Annotated in this window: 21 protein-coding genes; 11 read left to right on the top strand and 10 right to left on the bottom strand. The window is 70.9% G+C overall.

Translation table 11 applies throughout. From position 1 onward, the window contains the following. The first annotated feature begins 3 nt into the window (after nt 1-3). Entirely contained in the window at nt 4-1,008 is a 1,005-nt protein-coding gene (locus tag DNK54_RS17840; protein WP_162602533.1) for a hypothetical protein, read from the top strand. Between the two features lie 90 nt (nt 1,009-1,098). On the opposite strand, the gene DNK54_RS17835 is transcribed toward DNK54_RS17840, so the two are convergent. Both DNK54_RS17835 and DNK54_RS17830 read right to left on the bottom strand, forming a co-directional pair. Continuing rightward, a complete protein-coding gene (locus DNK54_RS17835; RefSeq protein WP_110208342.1) occupies nt 1,099-1,788 on the bottom strand; it encodes an aspartate/glutamate racemase family protein in 690 nt (229 codons plus the stop codon). Between the two features lie 77 nt (nt 1,789-1,865). Next, nucleotides 1,866-2,609 (bottom strand): SDR family NAD(P)-dependent oxidoreductase, encoded by a 744-nt coding sequence (locus DNK54_RS17830; RefSeq protein ID WP_110208341.1) that lies wholly within the window; start codon nt 2,607-2,609, stop codon nt 1,866-1,868. Between the two features lie 133 nt (nt 2,610-2,742). Between DNK54_RS17830 and DNK54_RS17825 the strand changes: the two genes are divergently transcribed. The 3 genes from DNK54_RS17825 (at nt 2,743) to DNK54_RS17815 (ending at nt 4,996) form a co-directional block, all read left to right on the top strand. Next, complete coding sequence (locus tag DNK54_RS17825) at nt 2,743-3,156, top strand: hypothetical protein (RefSeq protein ID WP_204164672.1); 414 nt, start codon at nt 2,743-2,745, stop codon at nt 3,154-3,156. A gap of 90 nt (nt 3,157-3,246) precedes the next feature. Continuing rightward, the gene (gene mshA / locus DNK54_RS17820; RefSeq protein ID WP_239460166.1) at nt 3,247-4,506 is read left to right on the top strand and encodes a D-inositol-3-phosphate glycosyltransferase; all 1,260 of its coding nucleotides are present in this window, start codon (nt 3,247-3,249) and stop codon (nt 4,504-4,506) included. Next, on the top strand, nt 4,499-4,996 hold the full coding sequence (locus DNK54_RS17815) for a type III secretion system chaperone family protein (protein WP_204164671.1): 498 nt from the start codon (nt 4,499-4,501) through the stop codon (nt 4,994-4,996). Before mshA ends, DNK54_RS17815 begins: the two co-directional genes overlap by 8 nt. Before the next feature lie 18 nt (nt 4,997-5,014). Here DNK54_RS17815 and DNK54_RS17810 read toward each other — a convergent pair whose 3' ends face one another. From DNK54_RS17810 to DNK54_RS17800, 3 genes are all read right to left on the bottom strand, one after another. Continuing rightward, nucleotides 5,015-6,271, bottom strand: a complete 1,257-nt coding sequence (locus DNK54_RS17810; protein WP_110208340.1) for a C39 family peptidase — start codon at nt 6,269-6,271, stop codon at nt 5,015-5,017. Nucleotides 6,272-6,355: 84 nt separating this feature from the next. Then, nucleotides 6,356-7,036, bottom strand: a complete 681-nt coding sequence (locus DNK54_RS17805) for a response regulator transcription factor (RefSeq protein ID WP_110208339.1) — start codon at nt 7,034-7,036, stop codon at nt 6,356-6,358. After that, complete coding sequence (locus DNK54_RS17800; protein WP_110208338.1) at nt 7,033-8,211, bottom strand: sensor histidine kinase; 1,179 nt, start codon at nt 8,209-8,211, stop codon at nt 7,033-7,035. The genes DNK54_RS17805 and DNK54_RS17800 overlap by 4 nt, the downstream gene beginning before the upstream one ends. Nucleotides 8,212-8,332: 121 nt before the next feature. Between DNK54_RS17800 and phoU the strand changes: the two genes are divergently transcribed. Next, entirely contained in the window at nt 8,333-8,983 is a 651-nt protein-coding gene (gene phoU, locus DNK54_RS17795) for a phosphate signaling complex protein PhoU (RefSeq protein ID WP_110208337.1), read from the top strand. 114 nt (nt 8,984-9,097) lie between these two features. Here phoU and DNK54_RS17790 read toward each other — a convergent pair whose 3' ends face one another. From DNK54_RS17790 to DNK54_RS17780, 3 genes are all read right to left on the bottom strand, one after another. Then, nucleotides 9,098-9,841 carry a phosphoglyceromutase gene (locus DNK54_RS17790; RefSeq protein ID WP_110208336.1) on the bottom strand — a complete coding sequence of 248 codons (744 nt, stop codon included), beginning with the start codon at nt 9,839-9,841 and terminating at the stop codon, nt 9,098-9,100. Next, nucleotides 9,841-10,413 (bottom strand): copper chaperone PCu(A)C, encoded by a 573-nt coding sequence (locus DNK54_RS17785; protein ID WP_110208335.1) that lies wholly within the window; start codon nt 10,411-10,413, stop codon nt 9,841-9,843. The genes DNK54_RS17790 and DNK54_RS17785 overlap by 1 nt, the downstream gene beginning before the upstream one ends. 111 nt (nt 10,414-10,524) lie before the next feature. Further along, nucleotides 10,525-11,310 carry a UbiA family prenyltransferase gene (locus DNK54_RS17780; protein WP_162602532.1) on the bottom strand — a complete coding sequence of 262 codons (786 nt, stop codon included), beginning with the start codon at nt 11,308-11,310 and terminating at the stop codon, nt 10,525-10,527. Nucleotides 11,311-11,537: 227 nt separating this feature from the next. Between DNK54_RS17780 and DNK54_RS17775 the strand changes: the two genes are divergently transcribed. Beyond that, nucleotides 11,538-12,023 (top strand): CarD family transcriptional regulator, encoded by a 486-nt coding sequence (locus tag DNK54_RS17775; RefSeq protein ID WP_110208382.1) that lies wholly within the window; start codon nt 11,538-11,540, stop codon nt 12,021-12,023. A gap of 103 nt (nt 12,024-12,126) precedes the next feature. Here DNK54_RS17775 and DNK54_RS17770 read toward each other — a convergent pair whose 3' ends face one another. Beyond that, nucleotides 12,127-13,074 (bottom strand): alpha/beta fold hydrolase, encoded by a 948-nt coding sequence (locus DNK54_RS17770; protein WP_110208333.1) that lies wholly within the window; start codon nt 13,072-13,074, stop codon nt 12,127-12,129. A gap of 124 nt (nt 13,075-13,198) precedes the next feature. Between DNK54_RS17770 and DNK54_RS17765 the strand changes: the two genes are divergently transcribed. Continuing rightward, nucleotides 13,199-13,984, top strand: coding sequence for a MerR family transcriptional regulator (locus DNK54_RS17765; protein WP_110208332.1), 786 nt, complete (start codon nt 13,199-13,201; stop codon nt 13,982-13,984). 46 nt (nt 13,985-14,030) lie between these two features. Here the strand turns inward: DNK54_RS17765 and ispF are convergent, their stop codons facing one another. Continuing rightward, nucleotides 14,031-14,507, bottom strand: coding sequence for a 2-C-methyl-D-erythritol 2,4-cyclodiphosphate synthase (gene ispF, locus DNK54_RS17760; RefSeq protein ID WP_239460165.1), 477 nt, complete (start codon nt 14,505-14,507; stop codon nt 14,031-14,033). A 43-nt stretch (nt 14,508-14,550) separates the two neighbouring features. On the opposite strand from ispF, the gene DNK54_RS17755 reads away from it, so the two are divergent. The 4 genes from DNK54_RS17755 to rlmB are packed head-to-tail and all read left to right on the top strand — an operon-like array spanning nt 14,551 to nt 19,363. Further along, entirely contained in the window at nt 14,551-16,137 is a 1,587-nt protein-coding gene (locus DNK54_RS17755; protein ID WP_110208331.1) for a molybdopterin-dependent oxidoreductase, read from the top strand. Nucleotides 16,138-16,154: 17 nt separating this feature from the next. Continuing rightward, entirely contained in the window at nt 16,155-16,922 is a 768-nt protein-coding gene (locus DNK54_RS17750; RefSeq protein ID WP_110208330.1) for an SDR family NAD(P)-dependent oxidoreductase, read from the top strand. Nucleotides 16,923-16,979: 57 nt separating this feature from the next. Next, complete coding sequence (gene cysS / locus DNK54_RS17745) at nt 16,980-18,416, top strand: cysteine--tRNA ligase (RefSeq protein ID WP_110208329.1); 1,437 nt, start codon at nt 16,980-16,982, stop codon at nt 18,414-18,416. Beyond that, nucleotides 18,416-19,363 (top strand): 23S rRNA (guanosine(2251)-2'-O)-methyltransferase RlmB, encoded by a 948-nt coding sequence (rlmB, locus tag DNK54_RS17740; RefSeq protein ID WP_110208328.1) that lies wholly within the window; start codon nt 18,416-18,418, stop codon nt 19,361-19,363. Before cysS ends, rlmB begins: the two co-directional genes overlap by 1 nt.

Below are 19,363 nucleotides of genomic sequence, written 5' to 3'. Positions count from 1 at the left end.
GCCGTGGATGTCACCCAGAGCCCGGGAGCCCGGGTGGGCCGCGCACTGCGCCGCGCCGCCGTCGCTGCGCTCGTCGCGACGCTGCTGGCCGGTTGCTCCGGGGACGATGGCGACCCGGGCCACTCGGTCCCTGCTCCGGCGGCGACGGCACCTCTGGCGGGCACCTGCTTCGACGGGGCGACGCTCGACGACCAGGACGCACTCGCCCTCATCGGCGAGCTGGACACACTGGCGGTGACCGAGGTCCGGGCGCTGCCGACGTACGCCGACCCGGTCGCCTGCGACGAGCCGCATCGGCTCGAGGTCTACGCGGTGGTGGACGCGCCGAAGGGTGCGCGTGACTACGCAGCCGCGCTCGACCCCGACGCCGATCGGTACCAGGCCATCCGGTCCGCGGTGGCCGCGGCCTGCCGCGAGGAGGCCGACCCGGCGCTGAGCGCCGCGGCCGATGCGAGCCCGCTCGACGTGATTCCGCACCCCGCCTTCGTGGCCGACATCCGCACCACCTTCGTCCCCTTCCCGTACGCCGACTGGCAGGCCGGGGAGCGCCGGTTCGCCTGCGTCCTGCGCCAGGAGACGCCGCGGTCGGTGCGCTACGCGGACTTCCAGGCCCCGGCCCTGGACCCCACGCTGCGGGTCTGCCTCGACGCTGATCTGACCACGGTCGCCTGCGACACCTCGCACACCCGCGAGCAGCTGCTGGTGCTCACGGCCACGCCTGCGGTGGCGGCCGGTCAGCTCCCGGGGCGCAAGGCGATCAAGGAGGATGACGGAGGTCGCTACGTCGACCTGCGCCCGGAGGCGTTCCAGCTGCTCGATGACGAGTGCGCGGCCTACTTCGCCCTCCTCGCCAACGAGCCCGCCACCGGCCTGACCGCTGTCTCCGAGATCTACCCCGAGCTGTGGGGCGACGAGGCGGGGGAGTACTCGGCGGTCTGCACCGTCAGCTCTCCCCTCGACGTCGCCCGCGACCAGATGGTCGTCACCGACCGCTCCGTCGTCGACTAGGACCCCCTCTGCTGTAGCGAGGGGGTGTGGTCGCCAGGGCGGTAACGCGGGAGACGTCGGCAACGCCGCGTTACCGCACGGCGGGAGGGATCAGGCGAGAGCGCGGTCCAGGGCCGCCGCGACGTGGAGCGAGGTGCAGGGGAACAGCGGCACCTCGACGTCCGACTGCTTGACCAGCAACTCGAGCTCGGTGCACCCGAGGATGACGCCGTCGGGGCCCTGGTCCCACAGCTCCTCGATCAGCTTGGTGACCTTGCGGCGTGAGGCGTCGGTGACCTTCCCGTGCACCAGCTCGTCGTAGATGATCGTGTTGAGCTCGTCGTGGCGATCGGCGGCGGGCACGACCACCTCGAGGCCGTGACTGGCGATCCGGTCGGTGAAGAACGTGCGCGACATCGCGAACGTGGTGCCGATCAGGGCGACCGACTCGATCCGGTGCTCCTTGCAGGCCGCCGCGACGACGTCGGCCAGGTGCAGCAGCGGGATGTCGATCGCTGCCTCGACCTGCTCGGCGACCCGGTGGAAGGTGGTGGTGCAGAGCATCAGGAAGTCCGCGCCCGCGCGCTCGACCGAGCGGGCCGCCTCGGCCAGGATCTCCGCGACGGACTCCCAGTCCTCCTGCTCCTGCAGGGCGGTGACCTCGGCGAAGTCGACGGAACTCATCACGACCTTGGCGGAGGAGAGCCCGCCGAGTCGTTGCTCGACCCCCTGGTTGAGGTCCCGGTAGTAGACCGAGCTGGATTCCCAGCTCATGCCGCCGATCAGTCCGATTGTCTTCACGCGGGGCAGTCTGACATGGATCTGCGCGGTTGGGGCGGAGAGGTGCGCACTGCCGTGCCGTTGGCTGGAACGACGGGTCAGATCCGGTGCACCTTGTGCTGCGCGGCCTGGGCGCGCGGCTTGATCACGAGCTCGTCGATGTTGACGTGGGCCGGTCGGCTGGCCACCCAGGCGATCGCCTCGGCGACGTCCTCGGCAACCAGCGGATCGGGCACTCCGGCGTACACGGCGTCCGCACGCTCCTGGTCGCCGCCGAAGCGCACCGTGGAGAACTCCTCGGTGTGCACCATCCCGGGCGCGACGTCGGTGATCCGGATCGGCTCGCCGCAGAGCTCCAGGCGCAGAGTCTCCGAGACCATCCGCGCGCCGTGCTTCGCGGCCGTGTAGCCGGCACCGCCCTCGTAGGCGTTGCGCGCGGCGGTCGAGGTCACGGTGACCACGAGCCCGTCGCCGCTGGCGCGCAGTGCCGGGAGCAGCGCCTGGGTGACGTGCAGGACCCCGAGCACGTTGACGTCGTACATGCGGCGCCACAGTGCCGGGTCCGCGGATTCGATCGGCTCGAGCCCGAACGCGCCACCGGCGTTGTTGACCAGCACGGCCAGCTCCGGGCCGACCGCCTCGGCAAGCTCGGCCACCGAAGCGGGGTCGGTCACGTCGCAGGTGACCGCGACGCCGCCGATCTCGTCCGCGAGGGCGACGATCCGCTCCTCGCGCCGGGCCGCGCAGACAACCCGATACCCGTCGCGGGAGAGGGCGCGGGCGGTGGCGGCGCCGATCCCGCTGGAGGCTCCGGTGACGACGGCGACGGGTGCAGTGCTCATGACCGCCAGTGTGCCGTACGGGATCGCAGTGCCCTCAGCCGCGGACGCCTGGCCGGGCGACGACTGCCGGACACGGGGTGGCGACCCGGTGCAGACACGGGGCAGACTACGGGCGATTGCGAAAGGTGTGCAGATGCGAACGATCACCGTTCTCGGTGGAGTGATCGGAAGTGGGACTCTTCTCGCCGTGGGCCGCGGCGTGCTCCCGGACGCCGCGAGTTGGGCGGCGCTGGTCCTGTTGGCCGTGGTGGCGGGCCTGCTCGGACTGCGCGTGGTGCCGACCGCGCCCTGGTGGCTGCGGACGGTCGTGGGCCTGGGGGCTGCCCTGCTGGCGCTGGCGGTCTGGTTCGCCGGCGAGGCGGAGTTCGGTCAGGACCGGCTCGCCGTCGTGGTGGGTATCGCCGGTCTGGCCGGCTTCCTGCTTGCCGGTGTGGTCGCGCTCGTGCGCCGCGGTCCGGACCCGCGGGACCATGGAGTGCACGTGCCGTCGCCGCGTACGCCGCAGCCCACGCACCGCTCCCGCCGCAAGGGCGCCCACGCCCGCTGAGAGGGCGCGCGGAATACTCGGCAAGCGCGCCGGGTTGCCCCCGGTGGGCCAGTGGTTGGCAGAGTCGGCGGAGCGGCAGGAGGCGAGCGCGTGACGAAGCGGGTGGCGATGATCAGCCTGCACACCTCACCCCTCGACCAACCCGGCACGGGGGATGCGGGCGGCATGAACGTCTATGTCCTCGAGCTCTCCCGGCGGTTGGCTGGCCGCGGCATCGAGGTCGACATCTTCACCCGGGCCACCTCCTCCCGACTCGACCCGGTCGTCCGCGTCGACGACGGGATCCTGGTGCGCCATGTCGCCGCCGGCCCCTTCGAAGGACTCTCCAAGGCCGAGCTGCCCGGTCAGATGTGCGTCTTCGCCCGCGAGGTGCTGCGCACCGAGGCAGGGCTGCTGCCCGGCCACTACGACGCGGTGCACTCCCACTACTGGCTCTCCGGCCAGGTCGGCGCGTTGGCCCGTGACCGCTGGGGGGTGCCGCTCGTCCACTCGATGCACACCATGGCGAAGGTGAAGAACGAGGCGCTGGCCCACGGTGACACCCCCGAGCCCGCGGCCCGGGTGCTGGGCGAGGAGCAGGTGGTGGCTGCCGCCGACGCCCTCATCGCCAACACCGATCTCGAGGCGAAGCAGCTGATCAACCTCTACGACGCGGCTCCCGACCGGGTGGAGGTCGTGCACCCGGGTGTCGATCTCGCCCGGTTCTGTCCGCAGCCGCGTGCCGACGTACGCCGTGAGCTCGGCCTGCCCGACGACGCGCACGTGCTGCTCTTCGCCGGGCGCATCCAGCCGCTCAAGGCGCCCGACGTGCTGCTGCGCGCGGTCGCCGTGCTGCTGGCCGAGGAGCCGGCGCTGCGTTCCCGGGTCGTGGTGCCTGTCGTGGGCGGGCCCTCCGGATCGGGGCTGGAGCACCCGACAGCACTGGCCGATCTCGCGGTCGAGCTGGGCATCGACGACGTGGTTCGCTTCGTGCCCCCGGTCAGCCAGGACGAGCTGGCCCGGTGGTGTGCGGCTGCGACCCTGGTCGCCGTGCCCTCGCACAACGAGTCCTTCGGTCTGGTGGCCGTCGAGGCACAGGCGACCGGCACGCCGGTGATCGCGGCGGCGGTCGGCGGTCTTACGACGGTCGTGCGCGACGGGCGGTCCGGACTGCTGGTGGAGACCCACGAGCCCCGGGACTGGGCGGCAGCGATCCGCTCGCTGCTTGCCGACGACGAGCTGCGTCAGCGCCTGGCCGCCGGGGCTCTGGTGCAGGCTCGGGAGTTCTCCTGGGAGCGCACCGCCGAGGCGACCCTGGAGGTCTACGCGAAGGCGGCTCGACTGCTGCGAGAGGAGACTGCGGGTGTCTGAGACCGAGGCTGCACGGCAGGCGGTCCGGCAGTGGCTGGAAGCCAACGAGCTCGACCACGAGGAGACCGCGGAGGGGATGTTCTCCTTCTCGCTCCCGGGCGAGCGCAAGCTGCAGACGCCGGTCCGGCTCGACATCGGCCCGCATGCGCTGGGCGTTCACGCGTTCGTCTGCCGCAACCCCGACGAGAACCACCAGGGCGTCTACCGGTGGCTCTTGGAGAAGAACCTCCGCCTCTTCGGCGTCGCGTTCGCGGTCGACCACCACGGCGACATCTACCTGGACGGTCGGCTACCGCTGGCGTCGGCCGCTACCGACGATGCCCTCGACCGGATCCTGGGCACCGTGCTGGCCACGGCCGACGAGTCGTTCAACACCCTGCTCGAGCTGGGCTTCGCCACCTCGATCCGCAAGGAGTGGGAGTGGCGGATCGCGCGTGGTGAGTCGACGAAGAACCTCGAGGCGTTCCGGGGCTGGCTCGAGCAGTCCTGAGCTCTGCCCGAGCGGCGGTCAGCGGAATCTCTTGGGCAGCGGCAGGTCGGTCGGGTGCACCAGGTAGGCGATCCCGCCGGATCCACCCAGCCAGGCCCGCTCGAACTGGGCCCGGTCATAGGTACGACGCACCGCGGCGTTCGTCCTGCCTGCCGGGTCGTGCACCAGCACCTGCCCGGTCGCGGTGAATCCGCTGATCACCAACAGGTGGCCGTTGGTCGAGGAGATCGGCGCTCCGTCGAGCTCTCCGCGCCCGAACTTGATCGAGACCACGACCGGGATGCCCTTGCGCACGATCTTCTCGGCGTCGCGGAGATCGCGGAGCCGGGTGACGAAGGCGTCGAGGCCGTAGTTGCCGGCGTACGCCGTGGTGAAGGGCCAGTTGCCGGTGCCGCGGTAGCGATGGTCGTAGGTGTGCCGCGCGGCATGGTCGACCCGGGGATCCGTGCCCTTCTCCCAGGTGAGTGCCGACGCCTTGGGGCCCCGGCCGAAACCGGCCACGACCATCGCCATGGAGGTGGGTGAGCACCAGGCCTCACCGCCGCCGCCCCACTCCGGGTGATGCCCGGCGTGCACCATCTGCGAGTACGACGGCAGGTCGAGCTGCTCGTTCTTCTTCATCGTGGTGCGACTCACCGGCTTGCTCACGGTGGTCCGGTCGGCGGCCACCGCTCCCAGCGAGGCGATGCTGGGCGTGCGCTGGGTACCGGTCGGGCGCAGGAGGGTGACGCGCATCCGCCATCGGTCGAACGTGCGTCCGGAGTTGGCCAGCACGGTGTCGGTGGCCAGCCGGGCGAGGTCGTCGGGCTGGCTGGTGCCCGAGTGCGGGCGGACGCCGCTCGGGGTGAAGCCCCAGAGTGCGACCTCGTCCCACGAGCCCTTGCTGCTCCCGGAGGCGACCCGGATCTCCACCCGGATCAGGGTCTTCCCGCGGGCCTTGGCGTTCCAGCTCGGCACGAGGTTGGTCGCGGCGAAGCCGGTCTGCGCCCACGGGGAGACCCAACGGGCCCGGTCGTAGCTGCGAGCCGGGTGCTTGCCGAACGGGTCGGGGACCTTCTCGGTGCCGCTCGGCGTTGCGATCCGCAGCGTTCCCTTGCGCAGCTCGGTGCCCCGGTGCTTGCCGACGCTCAACTGGTCGCCTACCCAGCGTTGCTGATGCACCTGGGCGTCGCCGGCGTTCGCGGCAAGCGCCGGCGTACCGCCGACCGGAGCGAGGGGTGCCACGGTGAGGACACCGGCGAAGGCGAGGGCGGGAAGACGGGCACCTAGAGTCACACCCGTCACTCTAGGGAACCGCTGATCCGTCTCGCCTGCTGCGCGCCGCGATAGTGACCAGCACTTCCCGGGTCGCGGCGTGGATCAGAGGTCGAGCTTGTAGCCCAGGCCGCGCACGGTGACCAGGTAGGTCGGACTGGCCGGGTCGGGCTCCAGCTTCGCCCGCAGTCGCTTCACGTGCACGTCGAGGGTCTTGGTGTCCCCGACGTAGTCCGACCCCCAGACCCGGTCGATCAGCTGCCCGCGGGTGAGCACCCGACCGGGGTTGCGCAGGAACATCGCCAGGAGCTCGAACTCCTTGAGCGGCAGCTTCTGCTCGACGCCGTCGAGCGTGACGACGTGGCGTTCGACGTCCATGCGCACCGGCCCCGCCTCGAGTGCACCGTCGTCGACGCCGTCGTCCATCACGCCCCGCCGCAGGACGGCGCGGATCCGGGCGACGAGCTCCCGTGGCGAGTAGGGCTTGGTGACGTAGTCGTCGGCGCCCAGCTCGAGACCGACGACCTTGTCGACCTCGTCGTCCTTGGCGCTGACCATGATCACCGGCACGTTCGAGGTGGAGCGGATCTGTCGGCACACCTCGGTGCCGGGCAGGCCCGGCAGCATCAGGTCGAGCAGCACGATGTCAGCGCCCGACCGGTCGAACTCGGCCAGGGCCTCGGGCCCGGTGGCCGCCAGGGCCACCTCGAAGCCTTCCTTGCGGAGCAGGAACGACAGGGCGTCGCTGTAGCTCTCTTCGTCCTCGACCACCAGAACCCGTGTCACGGGCGTTCCTCCTTGTTGGGGCGCGGGTCGCTGTCGACCGCGCTCGGCTCGGCGCCGGACCGCGGCGCCACGGGAAGGGAGAGCGTGAAGGTCGAGCCCTGACCCTCGACCGACCAGACCCGGATCTCGCCGCCGTGCGTGGCGGCGACGTGCTTGACGATGGAGAGGCCGAGGCCGGTGCCGCCGGTGGACCGGTGGCGGGCGGGGTCGACCCGGTAAAAGCGCTCGAAGATCCGCTCCAGCTCGACCGGCGGGATGCCGATGCCCTGGTCGGTGACGGCGATCTCGACCATGTCGTCGACGACGCGGGTGTTGACGAGCACTGCCGTCCCGGTGCGCGAGTAGGTGACCGCGTTGGCGATCAGGTTGCCGATCGCCACCGTGACCTGCTCGCGTCCGCCCAGCACGCGCAGCCCGTGCTCACCGGAGGCGACGACGTTCATCTCGCGTGCGGCGGCGTCGATGGCCACCGTGTCGATGGCGGTGGTCACCACCTCGTCGAGGTCCAGCGGCTCCGACTCCTCCAGGGGGTCGTCGGACTGCAGCCGGGAGAGCTCGATGATCTGCTGCACCAGGCGGGCGAGTCGCTCGCTCTCCTTCACCATGCGCCCGGCGAAACGCTGCACGGCCTCGGGATCGTCGCTGGCGTCGTGGACCGCCTCGGCGAGCAGGCGGATCGCCCCGACCGGCGTCTTGAGCTCGTGGCTGACGTTGGCCACGAAGTCCCGCCGGACGGCCTCGACGCGACGCTCCTTGGTGCGATCCTCGAGGAGGGCGAGCACCTGACGCGCGCCCAGCGGCGCGATGCGGGCCTGCACGTGGCGGGGGATCTGCGAGGACGGTCGCTCCAGGGTCAGCTCGAGCTCACGGATCTGACCGTCCCGGCGGACCTGATGGATGACCGCGCGCAGCTCGTCGACGAGGATCTCGGTGCCCCGGACCAGCCCCAGTGCGTACGCCGGCGCGCTCGCCTTCAGCACCGTGTCGGTGTCGTCGACGATCACCGCGGAGGAGCGGAGCACCGAGAGGACCGCGGCCACCTGCTCGGGGACCGCCGCCTCCTCGACCTCCGGGATCTTGCGCTGCTGCCGCTCGCTCACCAGGAAGGCGCCGTAGACGCCGCCGACGAGCACCACCGACAGCAGTGCCACCAGCAGGGTCTCGGTCAGGGTCACGCCCTGATCGTACGCAGGGATTCACCTGCTGTTGGCCGTGCCTGAGTGTGACTACCGTCTGTTCACCGCCCGTTCACGCCACTGCACCTGTCGGCCATCTGTGCCGCCTACTGTCGCGACCATGCGTGAGGCTTACATGGACCAACTCGACTCCCTCTTCACCAGCCTGGGCTCCATGGCCCAGGAGGTCGAAGTCGCCGTCAGCCGTGCTACCCGGGCCCTGTTGACCGGTGACGGCGAGATCGCCGAGCAGGTCATCTCGGGCGATGCCTCGATCGACCGTCAGCGGGAGGCCGTCGAGGACGTCGCGTTCTCCCTCCTGTCGCTGCAGCAGCCGGTCGCCGGCGACCTGCGCACGATCGTGGCGGCGCTGCGCATGGTGGCCGAGATCGAGCGGATGGGCGACCTCTCCGTGCACATCGCGAAGGTGGCCCGGCTCCGGGTGCCGGGCCTCGCCGTACCGAACGACGTGGTGCCGACGATCACCCAGATGGCCGAGGTGGCCCAGGAGATGTGCCACAAGCTCTCCTCGGTGATCGCGGAGCGCGACGTCGAGGAGGCGCACGCGCTGGAGGCCGACGACGAGACGATGGACAAGCTCCGCCGGACCAACTTCCGTGAGCTCCTCAGTGCCGAGTGGCCGCACGGAGTCGAGCCCGCCGTCGATCTGGCCCTGCTCGGCCGCTACTACGAGCGGATCGCCGACCACGCGGTCTCGGTCGCTCGGCGGGTCATCTTCGTCGTCACCGGCGAGCTCGCGCCCACCCCCTGACGCCGGCCTCGGCGCTCCCCCCAACCGGATCGTCCCTAACAGATTCGTGGTCAAAAGGAGTTCTGACCACGAATCTGTTAGGGACGATCGGTGTTGGGGGCCTTGGGAAGTGGGTCAGCGGCCCTGGTTGGCGACCGCGGCCGCGGCTGCTGCTGCCGCCTCGGGGTCGAGGTACCGGCCACCGGGGACGGTGGGGCGCAGCTCGTCGTCGAGCTGGTAGACCAACGGCATCCCGGTGGGGATGTTGAGGCCGGCGATGTCGGCGTCGCTGATCTGGTCGAGGTGCTTGACCAGAGCGCGCAGGCTGTTGCCGTGGGCGGCGACCAGGACCGTCTTGCCGGCCTTCAGGTCGGGCACGATCTCGCCCTCCCAGTAGGGGAGGAAGCGCGCGATGACGTCCTTGAGGCACTCGGTGCGCGGCATCTCGTCGCCGAGGCCGGCGTACCGGGGGTCACCGACCTGGGACCACTCGGAGTCGTCGGCCAGGGGCGGCGGCGGGGTGTCGAAGGAGCGTCGCCAGGTCATGAACTGCTCCTCGCCGTACTCGGCGAGAGTCTGCTTCTTGTCCTTGCCCTGCAGCGCGCCGTAGTGGCGCTCGTTGAGACGCCAGGAGCGCTTCACCGGGATCCAGTGACGATCGGCGGCGTCGAGGGCCAGCGCGGTGGTGTTGATCGCGCGGCGCAGCAGCGAGGTGTGCACGATGTCGGGCAGCACGCCTGCCGTCTTCAGCTGCTCGCCGCCGCGGACCGCCTCGGCGCGTCCCTTCTCGGTGAGGGCCACGTCGACCCAGCCGGTGAACAGGTTCTTGGCGTTCCACTCGCTCTCGCCGTGGCGGAGCAGGACGAGCGTGTGCGCCATCAGTGCTCGCCCTCGGCGGCCTTCTCGTCGGTCGGCATCTGGCACTCGGGAGCCAGTTCGGTGCCGGCCTTCGGGTTGGTGTCCTGGCCGGCGAAGTGGTTGCCGTTGCAGACCACCGGTGCCTTGATGGTGACCTTGCCGGCGTTGGCGAAGGTCAGCGTCACCTCGACGAAGTCCCCGAGCCCGAAGGCGCCGTCGACCGGGATGCCCGCGACGTCGTTCTGGGCGCTGGAGAGCGTCGTACGACCGCCGGAGGGCACGGTGATGGCCTCGGTCGGCAGCGTGGCGGTGAAGTCACCGTCCAAGCCGGTCAGGGTGTCGGTGGCGTCCTTGAAGCCGTCGGCGAAGGTCGCGTCCTTGTTGTTCGAGAACGTGGCGATGAACGTGCCCTCGCCGTCCTTGTTGGAGACGATCACCGCGTTCAGGACGTCGACCTGGCCGTCGCGGTCGTTGGCGCCGGGCGCCGGGGTGTAGACCGCATCGGTCGCGAAGCTACAGCCAGCGAGAGAGGGGACGGCGAGCACGAGGGCGCCGGCGGCGATCCCGCGGGCGATCCGGTTGCGAAGCAGCATCGTTCAGCCTTCTTCATCGGCGGTGGACCGTCCTTGCTCCGGTCACCAAGTGCGGGCAACAGACTAGACGAGAGCCCGCGTCTCCACGCCGCAGGCCCAGAGTTCAGGCATTCACTGGCGCAGCCCCACACTCACCGCGACGGCGATGGTCGCGGCGCCGACGACAGTCAGGTAGACGACGGCGACGAGCAGAGTCTTGGCAGCCCCGATCTTGAGAGCGATCCGCAGCGGCAACGTCTTCCAGCCGGACCGGTTCTCGTCGACCAGGCCGGGCAGCGAGTGCACCACGTGTACGCCGGCACCCAGCAGCGCGGCGCAGGCCGTCAGGGCGATCGTGGGCGGGGTGTCGCTCCCGTCGCCGCGCCAGCCGCCGTAGGCGAGGAACGCGGTGAGCAGGCCGAAGCTGATCATCCAGGGCAGGAAGGAGAGGGCTCCCTTGCGCAGCAGGCCAGCGTTGCCCAGCATCGCGACCGCGAGGAAGCCCAGGTGGCTCAGTCCGGCGACCATCCCGGACTCGAGGGAGAGAGGGATGACCAGCAGGGCGCCGGCGGCGATGGCGAAGCCGGCCGTGCTCGGGTCGAGCCACCCTTCCGCCAACGGCTTGCCCAGGCGGTCGTTGTCGTGGTCACGCTGTCGATCGACCAGGTCGTTGTGCACACCGAGCACGAACTGGCCCACCAGGACCGTGGCCAGGACCAGTCCGACCTCGCGGGTGCTGCGGCCCGAGAGGGCAGCCGCCACGGTGACTCCGAGGGTCATCAGGATGCCGTGGCGTGCGTGCGAGGCGATCAGGAGCCCGATCGGCCAGGTGCGCTTCACCTCGAAGGCGGGGATCGGCATCCCGTGCGCGTCCACGCCGCGGATCCGTCGTGCTGGTTGGTATCTCTTGGGAGACATGGTGCGAAGTATTGACCAGAAAACCGGCGTGGTGGGGCTGGACCTGCGGGTTTCGGCCCGGCTGTCCTGGGTAGAAGCGGGACGACGCACTTCGCTCCTGCCTCGGGGCCGGATCACATGGGCGAGGGTCCTGTCAACCCCACATGTGCCGTCTGACCTGCGGAAACGATCTCGGAACTCGTTGCCGGACGTGTTAGACTGGTCACCTAGGAAGGGGTACTTGGCACATGACATTCACCGTCGGCGAAACGGTTGTTTACCCAAATCACGGAGCGGCAGTCATCGAGGACATCGAGACGCGCACCATCAAGGGCGAGGACCGGGAGTACCTGGTTCTTCGCATCGTCGCTCAGCAGGACCTGGTCGTCCGGGTCCCTGCGTGCAACCTCGACCTGGTCGGGGTTCGCGACGTTGTTGACAAGGAGGGACTGGACCGGGTCTTCGACGTCCTCCGTGCGGCACAGGTCGAGGAGCCGACCAACTGGTCCCGCCGCTACAAGGCAAATCTGGAGAAGCTCCACTCCGGTGACGTGATGAAGGTGGCCGAGGTCGTGCGCGACCTGTGGCGCCGCGAGCGGGACCGCGGCCTGTCGGCCGGTGAGAAGAGGATGCTGGCGAAGGCCCGGCAGATCCTGGTCTCCGAGCTGGCGCTGGCCGAGCACACCAACGAGGACAAGGCCGAGACCATCCTCGACGAGGTGCTCGCCTCCTGAGCGCGTCCGTCCACCAGTGAGTGAGAGGCCCCCGCGGTTGCGGGGGCCTCTCGCGTTCCCCGGCCGGTGCGGGCAGCTCGGTGGGGCAGCCCAGACGGGCTGCTCAGGCGGGCTGCTGCTGGCGCAGGTGTGAAGCGGTGCGAGCCCGGGTGACCAGCTCGACCAGGACTTCGGAGACGGTCGCGTCCCGTTCCAGCGGGAGCATGTGCCCTGCGCCTGGCAGGGTCACCAGCCGGGCGCCCTTGATGTGGGCGGCGATCTTGCGGGCGTGGGGCAGGGGTGTGAGCAGGTCGCGATCGCCCACCAGCACCACGGTGGGGATGTTGTCGTACGCCGCCAGGGCCAGGACCCGGTCGTGGTGGTCGACCATGTCGCGGAGGAAGCCCTCCATGGTCGCCGGCGGACAATTGATGATCTGGTCGATCACCAGTCCGGTGTCGCGCGGGCGCAGCGGCGTACCGAAGAGGAAGCGGCGTACGACGTGCCGCTCGATCACGGGCATCCGGCGGCGGGTGGCGCGGGAGTGGAGGCGTGCCCGCTGGGCGAGGATCCAGGGGATCTGGGCCTTGGCGACCTTGCCCATCTCGGGCATGCCGAGGTTGACGGTGTCGAGATCGGCCGCCGAGGTCGCGCAGAAGAGCGCCCCGTCGACCCGGCCGAGGATGTCGGGCCGCTGCTCGGCGAGCGCCATCATCGTCATGCCGCCGATCGAGTGGCCGGCGAGCACCAGTCGGCCGGTCGGCGCGTACCGGTCGATCACGTGGCCCATGTCGACGCCGAGGTTGTGCACCGTGCAGGCCGCCAGCGGGGCCGGCTCGGACTGCCCGTGGCCGCGGTGGTCCCACGTGACGATCTGGATCTGGTGGCCGAAGGCGGCCAGCAGGTCGCGCACCTGGTAGTGCCAGTCCTCGGTGTCGGCTGTCCAGCAATGGGCGAGCACGACGGAGAGCTCGGCGTCGGGATCGCCGTAGGTCCGGACGTTGAGCTCCAGTCCGTCGAAGGTCTTCATCGTCGCCTGCTCCTCGGTGGCGCCAGCGGGCAGCCGGCTCATGGTGGCCGGCGTCGCAACGCCGGTCTATGTGACATCTGCAATGTAACATTAAGCATGACATTATGGGTCGACGGCGGCAAGAGGAATCGGGTCGCCGCGATCGCACACCACGAGGGGACCGGCCATGGGCGCACGCGAGATGACCATCGACCAGCTGGCGTCGAAGGTCGGTATGACGGTGCGCAACGTTCGCGCCTACGCGACCCGGGGCCTGCTGCCCGCGCCGCGACTGGTCGGACGCAAGGGCTTCTACGGTCCCGAGCACGAGTCCCGACTCCGGCTCATCCGGGAGCTCATCGACCGCGGCTACACGCTCGGCGCGGTGGAGAAGGCCCTGGAGGAGAGCCCGGAGATCCCCGACTCCCATGCCCTGGACCTGCTGGGCCTGCTCGCCAACCCCATGGGCCAGCGCGCCGAGCCCGAGCTGATGAGCCGCGCCACGCTGGCCGTGCTGGCTGGGATCAGTGACGACGACGAGCTGCGAGACTGGCTTGTGCACCAGATGGTCGAGCGGGGCCTGGTCGAGGCGATCGACGACGCGCACCTCAAGGTCCTCGAGCCCACGATCGTGCGGTGTGGAGCGCAGGCGCTCGCCATCGGCCTCGGCCCGCAGACGGTGCTCCAGCTCTTCGATGCGATCCGGACCGACACGGGTGACCTGGCCGAGCGCTTCGTCAGTGCCGCCCGGCGCGAGGTCTGGCAGCCGTTCGCCGAGCGCGGGATGCCCGACGAGGAGTGGGAGCAGCTGGTTGCCAACTTCGAGGCGATCATCCCCGTCGCCGTGCAGGTCGTGCTCGCCGCCTTCCGCACCGCTCTGACCAGCAACATCGAGACCGCGATGGGCGAGGAGCTGAGCTCGATGAGCCCGGAGATGATCGAGCGCTTCCTGCCGCTCCCCGACGACGACTGAGTCCCCGCCCCGGGCCTTGGGAGTCGGGGCGTTCAGGGCCGAGAGGTCAGGCCAGCAGGAGCGCGGTCGCGATGGCGGCCACGCCCTCGCTGCGGCCGGTCAGGCCCAGGCCGTCGGTGGTTGTCGCGGAGACGGTGACTGGGGCCCCGACACACGTCGACAGCACCTGCTCCGCCTCCGCGCGCCGGGCGCCGAGTCGCGGACGGTTCCCGATCATCTGCACCGCGACATTGCCGACCTCGAAGCCGGCGGCGCGCACCCGGCGTACGGTCTCGGCGAGGAGGGCCAGACCGGAGGCTCCCGCCCACTCGGGGGCCGCCGTACCGAAGTTGCTGCCCAGGTCGCCGAGGCCGCTGGCGGAGAGCAGCGCATCGCAGGCCGCGTGAGCGACCACGTCGGCGTCCGAGTGTCCCTCCAGGCCCGCCGGCTCGTCGGGCCAGTGCAGACCGGCCAACCACATCGGTCGGCTCTCGGCGAAGCGATGGACGTCGGTGCCGATGCCGATGCGGGGTAGGGAGGTCACGGGCCGATCATGCCGGAGTCCGGCACTCTGACACGATGGGCGGGTGAGGATCGAGCGTGTCGCGTGGCCGGTAGCCGGTCTCGTCGCCGGGGTCGCGGGCATCGCGGTCAGCCATGCCCTCACGATGCGACTCACACTGCGACCCAACCCGATGGTCTCGGTCGGGGAGTTCGCCGCCGCCCACCTGCCTGGTTGGGTCCAGGACACCGTCGTCAAGCTGCTCGGCAACCGCGACACGGGCGTTGCGGAGGTCTCCGGGGCGGAGGTCCTCGAGCCGTGGTTGGCGCTGCTCGCCTTCCTCGCCTGCGCCGCCGCCAGCGCGGGCGCCGGCGCACTCGCTCGCCGTGGTTGGTGGCAGCCTGTAGCACTGCAGGTGCCCTTCGGCCTGCTGGGTGTGCTCGGCCTGATCGGCCGGTACGGCGTCTCGGTAGTCACGGTGGTGCCCGTCGTCGCCGGGGTGGCTACCTGGATCGTGGTGCTCTCGTTCGTCGTCGGCCCGCTGCAGCGACACCTCGCGGCGCGCTCACCGCGGAGCGAGGAGGAGCCGGAGCGAGTCGCGGCGCGGGCGCGGATGCGTCGTCGGGACTTCGTCGCGCGGACCGCAGTGCTGGGTCTCGGAGGGATCTGGCTGTGGCTGCAGGGTGGCCGCTTCGGTCGTCGGTTGCGGCACGTCGAGGAGACTCGGCGACTGCTGAACCTGCCGATCCGGGCCAAGGAACCGCGCCCCGAGTGGCGGGTCGGAGTGCAGGGCGTCGGACCCTGGCGCACGCCCAACGACGACTTCTTCGTCCAGCACACGGCCCTGGTGCCGCCCGCGGTCGAGCTCTCCGAGTGGCGGTTGCGGATCCACGGACTCGTCGACCGCGAGGTGGTGCTCACCTACCAGGAGCTCATCGAGCGCCGTCTGATCAGCGCCTGGGTGACGTTGCCCAGCGTCCTCAACCCGGTCGGAGGCCGCAGCATCGGCACCGCCTGGTGGAGCGGCGTACCGGTGGCCGACCTGCTGGCGGAGGCGGGGGTCCTTCCCGAGGCGGACGCGGTGCTGCAGACCGCCGTCGACGGCTGGACCTGCCTGACGCCGCTGGGTGCGCTGACCGACGGCCGCGAGTCGATGCTCGCGGTCGGCATGAACGGCGAACCACTGCCGATCGATCACGGCTTCCCGGTGCGCACGATCGTGCCGGGGCTCTACGGTCACGTCTCTGCCTGCAAGTGGGTGACCTCGCTGGAGGTGACCCGGTTCGACGACGCCGAGGGAGAGGCGACCAGGCGCGGCTTCAGCCCGCTCGGCCCCGCGAAGGTGGGCTCGCGGATCGAGGTCCCCGCTGCAGGCGACGACCTCCCGGACGGGCCGGTGCAGCTCGGCGGCTCTGCCTGGGCGCCCCGCCGTGGCATCGCCTCGGTGGAGGTGGCCGTCGATGGCGGGCCCTGGCTGACCGCCCGGCTCGCCGGCGCTCCCGGCCCGGACACCTGGGTCCAGTGGGCCCTGACGGTGGATCTAGCGTCGGGCACGCACACGGCGCGGGTCCGGGCCACCGCCCGTGACGGTGAGCAGCAGACGGGTGTGATCACCGACATCCGCCCCGACGGTGCCACCGGGTGGCACGAGGTCGAGTTCGACGTCTCCTGATCGGTCAGGATGACCGCATGGGAACCGACTTTCCGAGTACCGGCGCCGCGCTCGTCGTGGGCGCCAGCGGCGGGATCGGCGCAGACATCGCGCGCCTGCTGGCCGAACGCGGCAGCGCCGTGGCGCTGACCTGGCGCAGTGGGAGCGAGGCCGCGGCCGCGACGCTCGCCGACGTGACGGCGTACGCCGCGGGGAGCAGCCACCGGCTCGACGTCACCTCGGCCGACGAGGCGGCGCGGGTGGTGGCCGACGTCGTGGCCGCGCACGGCGGTCTGCACACGGTGGTGCACGCCGCGGGGCCGCACGTGCCGATGGTGCACCTGTCGCGTGTCGCGCCGGAACAGATGGCCCGACAACTGCAGCAGGACACCCTGGGCTTCTTCACCGTCGTCCATGCGGCACTTCCGGCGTTGCGGGAGTCCGGCGGTTCCATCGTGGCGGTCACCACCGCCGCGACCGCGCGCTTCCCGAAGCGGGACGGCCTCTCCTCCGGGCCGAAGGCGGCCGTCGAGGCGATGGTGCGCGGGCTGGCCGCCGAGGAGGGGCGGTTCGGCGTACGCGCCAACGCAGTCGGCCCGGGCATGCTCACCGACGGCATGGCCGAGCGGCTGATCGGCGGGGGTGACCTCTCCGAGGAGGCGTTGGAGATCACCCGCGGCAACATCCCGTTGGGGCGTTTCGGCAGGGCTCGCGACATCGCGGAGGCGGTCTGCTTCCTCGCGTCGACCCGCGCTGGCTTCATCAGCGGGCAGAAGCTCGATGTCGACGGCGGCTACGGGGTCTGATCCCTCGCCTCACCACGGGTTCGGGATCCGGGTCGCCGACCGCCTAGGATTGCCCGAGTGACGCTCCGCATCTATGACTCCGCCACCCGCACCGTGCGCGACTTCGCGCCCCTGCGCGAGGGCGAGGCCAGCATCTACCTGTGCGGGCTCACCGTGCAGTCGGAGCCGCACGTCGGGCACATCCGCTCCGGGGTCAACTTCGATGTGCTGCAGCGCTGGCTGCGCGAGCTCGGCTACCGGGTGACCTTCATCCGCAACACGACCGACATCGACGACAAGATTCTGGCCAAGGCGGCCGACCAGGGGCGCCCCTGGTACAACCTCGCCTACGACATGGCAGGCGAGCTCGCCCGCGCCTACGACCTGCTCAACGTCGCGCGGCCCACCTACGAGCCCAACGCCACCGGCCACATCCCGGAGATGGTCGAGCTGATCGAGCTGCTCATCGACCGTGGCCACGCCTACGCGGCCGCGGACGGCTCGGGCGACGTCTACTTCGACGTGCGGTCCTGGCCGGCGTACGGCGAGCTGTCGGGGCAGCGCATCGACGACATGGAGGCGGCCGCCGACGCCGATCCCCGTGGCAAGCGCGACCCGCGCGACTTCGCCCTCTGGAAGGGCTGGAAGGAAGCCACCGAGCCGCGCACTGCCTCCTGGCCGAGCCCGTGGGGCCGGGGTCGCCCCGGCTGGCACATCGAGTGCTCGGCGATGGCCGGCAAGTACCTCGGTGAGTCCTTCGACATCCACGGTGGCGGCCTCGACCTGCGCTTCCCGCACCACGAGAACGAGCAGGCGCAGTCGCGGGCGGCCGGTCACGGGTTCGCCACCTACTGGATGCACAACGCCTGGATCACCACGGCCGGGGAGAAGATGAGCAAGTCGCTCGGCAACTCGCTGCTGGTGCCGGAGGTGCTCAAGCGGGTGCGGGCGATCGAGCTGCGGTTCTACATGGTCTCCGCCCACTACCGCTCCCATGTCGAGTTCTCCTTCGAAGCGCTCGACGAGGCAGCGGCCGGCTTCCGGCGGATCGAGAACTTCCTGGAGCGGGCTGCGGAGGCACTGCCGGAGTCGTTCTCCGTGGGCACCAGCAGCGGCGACGGATTCCTGGCCGCCTTCAGCGCGGCGATGAACGACGACCTCTCCACCCCTGCGGCCGTGGCGGCGATCCACGACGCGGTGCGGGAGGGGAACAAGCAGCTCGCCGAGGGGCAGACCGAGGAACTCGCGGTCACCTATGCGGGCGTGCACGAGATGCTCCGGATCCTGGGTCTGAGCCCCGCCGACCCGGCGTTCGCCACGGGTGGCGCCGACCAGGCCCTGAGCGGCGCGGTCGACGCCCTGGTCGGCAGGCTGCTGGAGCAGCGTGCCCAGGCGCGTGCAGCGAAGGACTTCGCCGCCGCCGACGCCATCCGCGACCAGCTCAACGCGGCCGGCATCGCGATCGAGGACACCCCATCCGGGGCCAAATGGAGCATCGACGGAGGGGGTCGCTGATGGCCGGAAACTCACAGCGCAAGGGCGCGATCCGCAAGTCTGGCAAGGGTAATCCGACCGCCGGATCGGGCGGCCGGGTCCGCCGCGGTCTCGAAGGCAAGGGACCGACGCCGAAGGCCAAGGACCGCCCGTATCACAAGGCGCACAAGGCGGTGAAGCGCGCGGAGCGCGACGCCGCGAAGCGGCCGCACCGCACATCACGAGGTGGCGACGCCGAGTGGATCGCGGGCCGGAACTCGGTCGTCGAGGCGCTGCGCTCCCAGATGCCGCTGACCGCCCTCTACGTCGCCGAGGGCGCGGAGCGAGACGGTCGGCTCCGGGAGGCGTTCGAGCTGGCCGCTGCACAGGGCGTCACCCTGATGGAGGCGCCCCGGGCCGAGCTCGACCGGCTCACCGGCGGCGCTGTCCACCAGGGCCTGGCGGCGCGGATGCCCGCCTACGAGTACGCACACCCCGACGATCTGCTCGACATCGCCGCCGAGCGCGGGGAGCCGGCACTGATCGTGGCGCTCGACCAGGTCACCGACCCGCGGAACCTCGGTGCCGTGATCCGCTCCGCCGCCGGCTTCGGTGCCCACGGCGTCCTGGTGCCCGAACGTCGTGCGGCCGGGATGACGGCCTCGGCCTGGAAGACCTCGGCGGGCGCGGCTGCGCGCGTGCCGGTTGCGCAGGCGGTCAACCTGACCCGTCAGCTGAAGGCCTACCAGGAGGCGGGCTGCATGGTCGTCGGCTTGGCCGCCGACGGCGATGTCTCGCTGCCGGAGCTCGACCTCGCCACCGGTCCGCTCGTCGTGGTCGTCGGCTCCGAGGGCAAGGGCCTGGGGCGTCTGGTGGCCGAGACGTGCGACCAGCTCGTCTCGATCCCGATGGCCGCCGAGCTGGAGTCGCTCAACGCAGGCGTCGCCGCGTCGATCACCCTCTACGCGGTGGCACAAGCCAGGAGCTGA

It is taken from the genome of Nocardioides daejeonensis, assembly GCF_003194585.1.
GTDB classification, from domain to species: domain Bacteria; phylum Actinomycetota; class Actinomycetes; order Propionibacteriales; family Nocardioidaceae; genus Nocardioides; species Nocardioides daejeonensis.
This window is presented reverse-complemented; position numbering and strand designations above follow the sequence as displayed.

Excerpts from the sequence above, each read along its gene's own strand:
- DNK54_RS17830 (WP_110208341.1), bottom strand. The coding sequence starts at position 2,609 with ATGAGCACTGCACCCGTCGCCGTCGTCACCGGAGCCTCCAGCGGGATC.
- DNK54_RS17765 (WP_110208332.1), top strand. The coding sequence starts at position 13,199 with ATGGGCGCACGCGAGATGACCATCGACCAGCTGGCGTCGAAGGTCGGT.
- DNK54_RS17775 (WP_110208382.1), top strand. The coding sequence starts at position 11,538 with ATGACATTCACCGTCGGCGAAACGGTTGTTTACCCAAATCACGGAGCG.
- DNK54_RS17790 (WP_110208336.1), bottom strand. The coding sequence starts at position 9,841 with ATGGCGCACACGCTCGTCCTGCTCCGCCACGGCGAGAGCGAGTGGAAC.
- DNK54_RS17750 (WP_110208330.1), top strand. The coding sequence starts at position 16,155 with ATGGGAACCGACTTTCCGAGTACCGGCGCCGCGCTCGTCGTGGGCGCC.
- DNK54_RS17780 (WP_162602532.1), bottom strand. The coding sequence starts at position 11,310 with ATGTCTCCCAAGAGATACCAACCAGCACGACGGATCCGCGGCGTGGAC.
- rlmB (WP_110208328.1), top strand. The coding sequence starts at position 18,416 with ATGGCCGGAAACTCACAGCGCAAGGGCGCGATCCGCAAGTCTGGCAAG.
- phoU (WP_110208337.1), top strand. The coding sequence starts at position 8,333 with ATGCGTGAGGCTTACATGGACCAACTCGACTCCCTCTTCACCAGCCTG.
- DNK54_RS17785 (WP_110208335.1), bottom strand. The coding sequence starts at position 10,413 with ATGCTGCTTCGCAACCGGATCGCCCGCGGGATCGCCGCCGGCGCCCTC.
- DNK54_RS17825 (WP_204164672.1), top strand. The coding sequence starts at position 2,743 with ATGCGAACGATCACCGTTCTCGGTGGAGTGATCGGAAGTGGGACTCTT.
- DNK54_RS17770 (WP_110208333.1), bottom strand. The coding sequence starts at position 13,074 with ATGAGCCGGCTGCCCGCTGGCGCCACCGAGGAGCAGGCGACGATGAAG.